Source organism: Enterobacter sp. MGH 37 (assembly GCF_000534515.1).
In the GTDB taxonomy this organism is placed as follows: domain Bacteria; phylum Pseudomonadota; class Gammaproteobacteria; order Enterobacterales; family Enterobacteriaceae; genus Enterobacter; species Enterobacter kobei.
In genome coordinates this window covers 1,349,582-1,359,895 of record NZ_KI973205.1, presented here as the reverse complement: position 1 = coordinate 1,359,895, position 10,314 = coordinate 1,349,582, and the positions used below count along the sequence as shown (strand labels likewise).

General features: G+C 59.1%; 2 protein-coding genes. Both read right to left on the bottom strand.

Going from position 1 to position 10,314, the window contains the following annotated elements:
• Positions 1-8,573: Ig-like domain-containing protein (locus L383_RS17180; protein WP_032628949.1), on the bottom strand; the 8,573-nt coding region annotated here is incomplete at its 3' end.
• Positions 8,574-8,694: 121 nt separating this feature from the next.
• Complete coding sequence (locus tag L383_RS17185) at positions 8,695-10,032, bottom strand: TolC family outer membrane protein (RefSeq protein ID WP_023330372.1); 1,338 nt, start codon at positions 10,030-10,032, stop codon at positions 8,695-8,697.
• Between the last annotated feature and the right edge of the window lie 282 nt (positions 10,033-10,314).

Genomic DNA, 10,314 nt, shown 5'->3' with positions numbered 1-10,314 from the left:
TTATGGTCAACGGAAGCAGGGTTACCCGCTTTGTCGCTCACGGACGCGGTCACGGTCACGCTGCCGTCGCCAAGCGCCGCAACATCCGCCGCCGGAACGTTCAGCGTCCAGCTGCCGTCCGCGCTGACGGTTGCGGTGTAGTCTTTACCGTTCAGCGACACGGTGACCGTCTGGCCCGCTTCGGCGGTGCTGGTGCCGGACACGGTCAGATCGCTCTTCGCTTCGGCCGCATTGAGAATGTCGTCACCCGCGATCGTGTTGATGGTCACGGACGGCGCGGTGGCGTCCACGCTGTACTCGCGGCCCGCCGACGCGCTGTTGCCGTTCACGTTAGTGACGCTCACCTGTACGCTGGCGTCGCCGTCTTTCAGATCTGCCAGATCGCCCGCTGGCACCGTGGCGGTCCATTTACCCTCAGCATCCACCGTGGCGGTATAATTCTTGCCGCCAAAGGTAATGGTGACGGTCTGGTTTGCTTCCACGTTCGAGGTGGTGCCGGAGAGCACCAGATCCGCGCCCTTCTCGGCCGCGTTAATCACATCGTCTGAGGCGATGGCATCAATGCTGATGGCAACGGTCGCCAGGTCCACCGTCACATCGTGATTAATGGAAACCGGATTACCCGCACTGTTCTGGCCTGCCACGGTAACGGTCACCGTGCCTGCCGCCAGGGCACCCACGTCCGCCGCCGGGATCGCCGCACTCCAGGTGCCGTCAGCCAGGACGGTCGCCGGGTAGGTTTTATTGTTCACGGTGACGGTCAGCGCCGTGCCCGCCGTCAGCCCGTCGCTTGTACCCGTAATAATCAGGTTTTGATTATGTTCGATGCTGTTGATCACATCGTCGCCCGCGACGGTATCGACGCGCAGCCCAGGCAGGTTAGCGTCGATAGTGATATCGCGCTCAGCGGAGCCGCTGTTACCCACGCCGTTGGTTACGCTGGCAGATACGGCCAACTCGCCGTTGCCCAGCGCTGTCAGTTCGGCTTGCGTCACGTTAACGGACCAGGTGAGATCGCTCTGGACCATCGCGGTATACGTTTTGCCTCCGAGTGTCACGGTAACCGTGTTGCCTGCTTCGGCATTGACTACCGAGCCGCTGATGCTCTGGCCTGCCGCCAGTTCAGCCGCGTTAATGACGTCATCGCCCGCCACGGTGTTGATAATGACACCCGGCAGAACGGACTCGACATTCACGGTATGAGAGGTACTGGTGCTGTTGCCAACCCCGTCCGTTGCTGACGCGGTAACGGTGTAAAGCGCTTCACCCAGTTGACCAACCTGATCCGCCGGAACCGTGGTCGTCCATTTACCGTTAGCGTCCACCGTTGCGCCGTACGCTTTGCCGTTGAGCATCACGGTCACCGCCGCGCCTGCCGCCAGGCCGGAAGCCGTACCGGAGATCGTCAGATCCTGGGTTTTCTCTGAACTGTTGATCACATCGTCACCGGAAACGGTGTCAATGGTCAGCACCGGCGCGCTCAGGTTTACCTCCACGCTGTGTGTGGTGCTGTTACTGTTGCCCGCTTTATCGGTCAGCGCCGCGGTGATGGTGTAATCTCCCGCGGTCAACGCGGTCACATCCGCCGCCGGTACGCCCACGCTCCAGTTGCCGGAGGCATCCAGAGTGGCTGTGTATGATTTTTTGTTGATCGTCACGGTGACCACATCACCCGCCGTCGCGCCGGACACAGAACCGGTGACAATCAGCGCCTGCGCATGTTCGGCGCTGTTGATCACATCGTCGTCGGATACGGTGTGGATGGTCAGCTGTGGAACGGTGGTATCAACCAGCACGTCGCGATCGGCAGAGGCCGGGTTGCCCGCTTTATCCGCGACGGCGGCGCTGACGGTGTAGTTACCGTCAGCAATCGCGCCCAGATCCGCAGACGGCACGGTTACGCTCCAGCTGCCGTTTGCCGCTACGGTGGTGGTGTAGTCTTTACCGTTCAGCGTGACCGTCACCGTCTGGCCCGCTTCGGCGTTGGTCACGCCATTAATGACCAGATCCTGCTGCGCTTCGGCCGCATTGATGATGTTGTTGTCGCTGATGATGTCAATCGAGACCGCCGGCGCCGTCGCGTCCACGCTGTACTCACGGCCAGCTGACGCGCTGTTGCCGTTCACGTTGGTCACGCTCACCTGTACGCTGGCGTCGCCGTCTTTCAGGCTGCCCAAATCGGCAGACGGTACGGTGGTCGTCCAGTTGCCGCTGGCATCGACCGTCGCGGTGTACGACTTGCCGCCGAAGGTAATGGTGACGGTCTGGTTAGCTTCCACATTGGTGGTGGAGCCGGACAGGACCAGGTCCGCGCCTTTTTCCGTCGCGTTAATCACGTCGTCGGTGGCAATCGGGTTAATGCTGATAGCAACTGCGGCCAAATCTACCTTCACGTCGTGGCTGATGGTGACCGGCGTGCCCGCCGTGCTCTGGCCGTCAACCGTTACGGTGACCGTGCCTGCGCCCAGCGCGCTAACGTCTGCCGCCGAGATCGCCGCCGCCCAGGTGCCGTCTGCCAGCACGGTTGCCGCGTAGGTTTTTCCGTTGACGGTTACCGTGAGTGCCGAACCGGCTGCCAGGCCATCGCTTGACCCGGTGATAATCAGGTTTTGCGCATGTTCGATGCTGTTAATCACATCGTCGCCCGCGACGGTATCGACGCGCAGACCGGGCAGGCTGGCATCGATGGTGATGTCGCGCTCGCCGGTGCCGGTATTGCCATGGCCGTTGGTGACGCTGGCGGACACCGTCAGATCGCCGTTACCGATGGCGGTTAAGACCGTGGACGGCACGTTGACCGACCAGCTCAGGTCGTCCTGTACCGTGGCGGTGTAGATATTGCCACCGATGGAAATAGTGACAGTGTCACCGCTCACTGCCCCGCTCACTTTCCCGCTCAGGGTCTGGCCTGCGGCGACCTCTGCCGCATTAATCACATCATCCGTGGCGACAGGATTAATGGTCACCACCGGGAGCGCGCTGTCGACCACAACGCTGTGACTGGTACTCGCGCTGTTGCCTGCCGCGTCGGTCACGTTTGCCGTCACGGCGTAGCTCGCTTCGCCCAGCGCCGAGACGTTTGCCGCCGGTACGGTGACGCTCCAGTTGCCGCTGGCGTCCGTGATGGCGGTGTAACTGATGCCGTTCAGGGTCACCGTAATGGTGGTGCCGTCCGGCTGGTTACTGCTGCCGGAAACCAGCAGGTCCTGGCCTTTTTCGGCCGCGTTGATCACGTCGTCAACCGCCAGGGTATTGATGGCAATCACCGGCGCGGTCAGAGAGACCTCAACGTCATGCGTTGCGGTGGTGCTGTTACCCGCTTTATCGGTGAGTGTCGCCGCAATCGTCAGGTTGCCGTTCACCAGCGCGCCCACGTCCGTTGCCGGAACGCCCACGCTCCAGCTCCCGGACGCATCCAGCATTGCGGTGTAGTCTTTCCCGTTCAGGGTCACCGTGATGACATCGCCCGCCTGCGCGCCCGTCACCTTACCGGAGACGATCAGCGCCTGACCGTGCTCAGCAATGTTCACGATGTCATCGCCCGCGACGATGTTGAAGCTAATCTGTGGCACGGTGGTATCCACCAGAACGGAGGCATCCGCGCTTGTCGGGTTACCGGCTTTATCGGAAACCGATGCCGTGACCGTGGCGTTACCGTCGCTGATGCCTGCCAGATCCGCCGCTGGCACGTTGAGTGTCCAGCTGCCGTCCGCCTGCACCTGCGCAGTGTACTGCTTGCCGTTGAACGAGACCGTCACCGTCTGGCCGGCTTCGGCCGTGGTGGAGCCGCTCAGGGTCAAATCCTGCCCCGCCTCAGCCGCGTTGAGCATATTGTCATTGCTGATGGTGTTGATGCTGACCGTTGGCGCAGTGGTATCGACGCTGAATTCCTGCGCGGACGATGCCGCGTTGCCGTTCACGTTGGTAACGGTTACCTGCACGCTGGCGTCGCCGTCTTTCAGGCCGCTCAGATCGGCTGCCGGTACGGTATACGTCCAGTCGCCGTTGGCATCCACGGTCGTGGTCCAGGTTTTACCCGCAAAGGTAATGGTCACGGTCTGACCCGCTTCCACATTGGAGGTGGTGCCGGAAAGCAGCAGATCCTGACCTTTTTCCGCCGCGTTCAGCACATTATCGTCGGTCACGCTGTTGATAGTGATGGCGACAGGCGCGAGATCGACATCCACAACGGTGCCAATATTCACCGGGTTGCCGGAGGTATCCTGTGCGCTTGCCTTGATATCGAGCGTACCCTCCGCCCACTGCGACACATCCGCGGCCGGGATCGCCGCCTTCCAGGTGCCGTCCGCCAGCACGGTGGCGAAATAGTTGCTGCCGTTAATGGTTACCGTGACGGTGCTGCCCGCGACCAGATCGGTGCTGGAGCCGGACACAATCAGGTTTTGACCGTGTTCGATGATGTTAATCACGTCATCGCCGGCCACGGTGTCAATACGCAGTCCAGGAAGCTGGGCGTCGATGGTGAAGTCCAGAGAGGATGAGCCGGTATTGCCGTGGGCGTTGGTGACGCTGGCTGACAGCGTCAAATCGCCATTGCCGAGCGCGGTTAACTGGCCCTCGCTTAACGGCAGGCTCCAGGTGAGATCGTCCTTCACGGTGGCCGTGTATGTCTGGCCGCCAAGGATAATCGTGACAGTGTCACCTGGCGCCGCGTGAGTCACTTTACCGGTCAGGGTTTGCCCTGCCGCAACCTCCGCTGCGTTAACGATATTATCGCCCGCCAGGGTATTGATCGTCACAACCGGCAGCGAACTGTCCACCAGCACATCGTGACTTGCAGAGGCGCTGTTGCCCACGCTGTCGGTCACGTTCGCCGTCACGGTGTAATGCGCTTCGCCCAGCGCACCTACCGCCGTCGCCGGTACGGTGACGCTCCAGTTACCGCTGGCATCGGCAATAGCCGTGTAGTCGATGCCGTTCAGGGTGACGGTGATACGGGTTCCTTCCGGCTGGTTGCTGGTACCGGAGAGTTGCAGATCCTGACCTTTCTCGGTCGCATTGATCACGTCATCTGCTGCCAGGGTATTAATACCGATGACCGGCGTCACGGTATTCACCACCACATCCAGCGAACTGCTTCCGGTATTACCGGACCTGTCGGTCACGGAGACGTCGATGGTCCAGGTACCGTCGGCCAGCCCCTGCACCACGGACGCTGGCAGACCGAGGCTCCAGTTGCCCGCCGCATCCACCACGGTGGTGTAATCCACATTGTTGATGGTGATGGTCACCCGGTCGCCCGCTGCCGCGCCGGTCACGGAGCCGCTCAGGATCTGCGCCTGAGAATGGGCAAGCTGGTTAATGGTGTTTGTGGCGGTGACAAAGTCGTTGATGGTCACCTGCGGCACGGTTGCGTCTACCAGACCGACGCGATCGGCGCTGCTGGTGTTACCCGCCACGTCGCTCACGCTGGCCGTCACGGTCACGATACCGTCGGCCAGAGCGCCAACGTCAGCCGCCGGAACGCTCAACTGCCAGGTACCGTCCGTCTGGACCGTGGTCTGGTACGTTTTGCCGTTCAGCGTTACGGTGACCGTCTGGCCCGATTCTGCCGTGCTGCTGCCGCTTAAGACTAAATCCTGCTGCGCTTCGGCCGCATTAATGATGTTATCCGCGGTCAGGTTATCGAGGGTAATCGCTGGCGGCAGGGTATCCACCGTGACCACGCGCGACGCGTCGGCAGTGTTACCGTTGATGTTGGTGACGCTGACGCTCACCTGTGCGCGACCGTCGATCAGCGTGTCCATCGCGCTGGCCGGTACGGTCAGGCTCCAGGAGCCATCCTGCTGCACCTGGGCGGTGAAGGTCTGGTCGGCGAATTTCACCACCACGGTCTGCCCCGCTTCCACGCCCTGCGTCTGGCCGGACAGGGTTAAATCGCTGCCTTTTTCTGTCGCGTTGAGCATGTCATCGCTGGAGACGGTATCAATGGTGACCGCCACGGCGTTGAGGTCGAGTTCAATCGGGTGTTCTGCCGAAACGGTGTTGTTCCAGGCATCTTTCGCGCTGACGTTGACCGTCACCTCGCCCGCCGTCCAGGCCTGAAGATCCGCCGCCGGAACGCCAATCTGCCAGTTGCCGCTGGCGTTAACCGCGGTGACGTACTCGACGTTATTGATGGTAACGACAATCTGTGTGCCCGCAGCCAGATGGGTGCTGGCACCGGTGACGGTCAGATCGTGCTGCTGTTCGATGGCGTTGATCACGTCATCGCCGGAAATGGTGTTCACGCGCAGACCCGGCAGCTGAGCGTTGATGTTGATATCACGCTCGCCGGTGCCGGTATTACCGTGCCCGTTGGTTACCGATGCGGTGAAGGTTAAATCACCATCGCCGAACGCCTGAAGATCCGCCGACGGAATGGTGACGCTCCAGGTGAGATCGCTGCCTACCGTGGCGCTGTAGCTCTTACCGCCCACGGTAACAGACACCGTATCGCCCGCCGCCGCGCCGGTAACGCGACCGCTGAGGGTTTGATCCACACCCGCTTCGGCGTTATTGACCAGGTTGTCGCCTGCAAAGGTGTTGATAATGACCTGCGGCAGCACGGTATCCACCAGCAGATTCGCTTCGGCAGAACCGCTGTTGCCCACGCTGTCGGTGCCGCTAACGGTAACGGTGTAAAGCGTGTTCGCCAGATTCAACACGTCGGAAACCGGCACCTGGATGGACCAGATACCGTTTTCGACGGTGGCCGGATAATTCACGTTATTCAGCGTGACGGTGATGGCGCTGCCGTCAGGCAGATTGCTGGTGCCGGACAGGCTCAGCGGCTGCATCGCCTCCTGGGCATTCAGCACGTTATCCTGGCTGATGGCGTCAATCGTGAATTCCGGCGGGTTGCCGCTCAGCGTGATGCCGTGCGTGGCGCTGCTGGTGTTGCCTGCCGCATTGGTCACGGACACCGAAAGGGTGTGGTGGCCTTCTCCCAGCGCACCCACAACGGACGCCGGGACGCCTACGCTCCAGCTGCCGTCTGCCAGCACCACGCCGGTGAAGGTCTTACCGCCCACGGTCACGGTCACCACATCGCCTGCGGCGGCACCGCTCGCCTGGCCGGAGATAATCTGTGCCTGGCCCTGCTCGCTGGTATTGAGAATATCATCGCCCGCCACGGTGTGAATGGTAATGACCGGCGCCGCAGTATGAACCGAGAAATCTGCCGTCGCTGATGTACCGTTACCCGCTTTGTCACTGACGTTCACCGTCAGGGTGTGGTTGCCCTCACTGAGAGCCTGCACCTCGCTGGCGGCAAGCGTGACGGACCAGGTGCCATCGCTGCCCACCGTGGCGTTATAGTTTTTGCCGTTCAGCGTTACCGTCACAATTTGTCCGGCTTCCGCGTTGGTTTTACCGGTCAGCGTCAGCGGCTGGTTGTGCTCGGCGGCATTGATGATATTGTCCTGCGCGAGCGTATCGACAGAGAGCGTTGGCGCAGCGGTATCCACGCCAATCGTCTGGCTTCCGCTCACGGTATTCCCCGCCGCGTCTTTGCCGCTCACGTTGACCGTCCAGGTGCCATCGCCCAGCGCCTGCGCGTCTGCCGCTGGCACTTTTACGCTCCACGCGCCGTTGGCCCCCACTTCCGCCGTGTAGGTTTTACCGTTCAGCGTCACGGAAACGTCGGTTCCCTTCGCCAGATGCTGGCTGCTGCCGGACAGCGTAAAACCGGCAGACTGCTCGCTGGCGTTTATCACGTTGTCACCCGCCGTTGTCGCCAGCGTAATCGAGGCCTCGGCCGTGGAGACGGTTACCGTGATGCTGCCTGCAGAGGTGGTTTTGCTGCCGTCGATCTGCACGACCGACCACGTATGCTCTCCGTCAGACTGGGTCGGGAGTTTTACCGTCCAGGTGCCGTCTTTACCCACCATCGCGCTGGCAATGGTGCTTCCGCTGCTGTCTTTGATCTGAATGGTCGCGCCCGGTTGGCCGCTACCGCTAAAGGTCGGGGTGTTATCGTCCGTGATCGCGTTCGCGCTCAGCACACCCTGCTTGTCACCCACCTTGTCCGACAGCAAAAAGGTCGGCGTGGCACTTTCCACTTCTTTGGTGTTATCAATGACTTTCGTTTTCGTTTCGCCGTCACCGCCGTTGGCCAGCAGCGCCCCGATGGCGCCACCGCCCAGGGCAGCACCCGCAATCCAGCCCCACGGCGCATCGCTCAGGACACTTTCCTGCTCAAGGAAAGGTTCAATGCTGCTAATGGGTGTGGCCTGGGCGGTTAACTCAGTGACAGCAGCGCCAGACGCTTCCCCGGCATCGGCAAAAGAAATATGCGTCAGTTCCTGATGATCGTTGAATACCAGCTCTGACTGATGATGGGTTTCAGGATCTTCGACAAAATAGTTATTACAGCGAATAACGCTGCCATCTTTCATATAAATGAGAAGGTCTTTACCCTGGCGGACATAACGCACCACATCCTGAGCTGAGCCCTGGATTTCAATCACACTCGGCGATGAAATGGATACCGAGAGATTTCCGTCTCCGGTTAATTTCGTTTTTTCTGCCGTTTTGCGAATGATGACATCAACAACCTTTACGTTACTCATATTCTTCTCCTTGCAGGTGTGCGGATTCCTGTGGATATGTCCACCAGATGGATGTAGCTATCCCTGGGAAAAAACACCCATTATTTTCAGTCTTATTTTGCGCAGCTATGCGCGTCTGTTTTTAACTCAAATCGGGTAATTTTGCGGCAGCGTTTTTCTCTATTCCAATAAGCGACATTAAATTATCAACCGCGGAAGCATAATTAATTGCCGAACTCCACCCATCATACTCAGCGATTATTTTTGCCGACGTGGCATGCCAGACATCCTGCTCAACGCTGAGCAAATCATTAATACTCCGCTTGCTCAGGGTGTATTCATTTTTATAAACATCACGGGCACGCAGTGCATTTTCCAGCTGCAGCTTACCGGCTTCCATTCTTCCCCGTGCACCGGTCCAGTCAGCCTGCGCAACGGAGGCTTTTTGCAGAACATCGAAGCGCGCCTGATCAACCATAGAAGAGGCCATAGCCCGTGCGCCTTCTGCCTGACGCACACGTGCGGAGACCGCGCCGCCCTGATAAAGCGGTGCATCAATATTGAGCTGGATCTGGTCGTCCCAGTAAGAACGGTTGTCCGACTCATAACGGGTACGCCCCCCCTTCAGGCTTAAGGTCGGCCAGTGCTGGGACTTCGCCGTTTCCACGCCGTACTGGGCCGAACGCTCCCGGTTCTGCGCCGCTAACACAGTGGGTATCAAGGAATAATCAATACGGTTAAGCGAATCAGGCTCAACGGCGAGGTTCGCAGGCACGGGCGAATAAGCGTCAGCCTGCATCCCGGTTAAGACCGCAAGCCTTGCGCGGGCGCTGTTTAAGGCGGCGTTATACTGCGCGACCGTTGCCTGCATGCCAGCAATACGCGTGCGGGTCTGCAGTTCATCGGAAGTGGAGCTCACCCCTGCATCCGCACGCAGTTTTGCCAGTTGCTCAACATTTTTAAGCGCCTGAACGTTGTCCTTTGCCGCCTGGAGCAGATCGGAATAGCGTTTAACTTCCACGTAGCTGAGTGCCGTTTTCTCCGCCACATCAGAGAGCGTACTCATCAGCTGGTAGCGGTAACTATCGCGCTGGGCGGAAGACTGGCTGATGCTGTTATTGGTTTTCCCGAAATCGTACAGCAGCTGGGTCAGGCTAATCCCCCAGGCCGCAGAATTCTTCAGCGATCCGCTGGAATCGGTGGTCTGGCTATGACCCGTGCTCCCGTTCAACGCGATTTGTGGCATCCAGCCGCTACGCGCTTCATCTATTTGCGCCTGACCAATACCTAATTGCGCGGCCTGCTGACTAATTGAGGGATCGCGATCGATAGCAAAAAGAATACTTTCTTTTAAGGTCGTCTTTGCCACTGCGGCAATCCCTGCCTGGTGACTATTGGCATAAGCCGTATTTATGGCGAATGAAATTAATGCCAGTGCTGTTGTAAATCGGCGTAACATAGGCTTTCGCAATATCGTCATTTTTATCTCCCTGACTCTGAGCCAAACTCAGGCAATTACCCAAAAAGAGGTATAGATAATTAGACAAATATCTTCTTTAGCGTCCTCACTGAATTTCAGGTAAAACTCCCCCATACCCATTTCCATTGGAAGTGAGAAAGTCCGTCGTCTTATTTCAATTAAGAATTTACTTATTTCTTAAACTGATTTGCAGCATAACAAAATGTGGTATAGGCCACTACACCCACAATGTTAATGTGGTGTTACAAATAAGAAAAAAGATGGGGTTTCTGGACAAAACCA